1 protein-coding gene and 1 pseudogene are annotated in these 406 nt (G+C 74.9%); one reads left to right on the top strand and one right to left on the bottom strand.

Translation table 11 applies throughout. The features are described 5' to 3' along the window. On the top strand, window positions 1–91 hold a 91-nt coding region (locus tag LPA54_RS40690; RefSeq protein WP_228985455.1), incomplete at its 5' end, for a helix-turn-helix domain-containing protein. On the opposite strand, the pseudogene LPA54_RS40685 reads toward LPA54_RS40690, so the two are convergent. Continuing rightward, window positions 72–406 (bottom strand): annotated as a pseudogene (locus LPA54_RS40685) (TetR/AcrR family transcriptional regulator); the annotation flags it as partial. The gene LPA54_RS40690 and the pseudogene LPA54_RS40685 sit on opposite strands and share 20 nt — an antisense overlap.

Genomic DNA, 406 nt, shown 5'->3' with positions numbered 1-406 from the left:
GTCGCGGATCGAGCGGCTCACCGGCCTGGACCTGGACGACGGCGAGGACCGCCTGCTGCTGCACATGGCGCTCAAGGCGCACCGTCTGTAGACGCGTCTGCCGCTGACGCGCCGTCCGCGGGCTCCGTGGCCGCCTCGACCACCTGGCGCAGGCCGGCGGTGAGCCGCTCCGCGTCGGGGGCGCTGGCCGGGTCGAAGGTCCACTGGGCGATGAGGCCGGTCATCAGGGTCACGTAGAACGCGCCGAGGGTGTCGGCGGTCCCGTCGGAGACGTCCTCCTCGCGGCCTCCCATGAGCAGCGGCACAAGGCCGCGTCCGGCCTCGCGCTGGGCCGCCGCGAGGTGGGCGCGCACCTCGGGCAGCCGGTCGCCGATGGCGAGCACCTCCATGCTGAGGCGCCACACCG

It is taken from the genome of Streptomyces sp. DH12, from assembly GCF_020873895.1.
Lineage (GTDB): Bacteria > Actinomycetota > Actinomycetes > Streptomycetales > Streptomycetaceae > Streptomyces.
The sequence above is the reverse complement of the archived record's forward strand: the minus strand, read 5'-3'. Positions and strand labels throughout refer to the sequence as shown.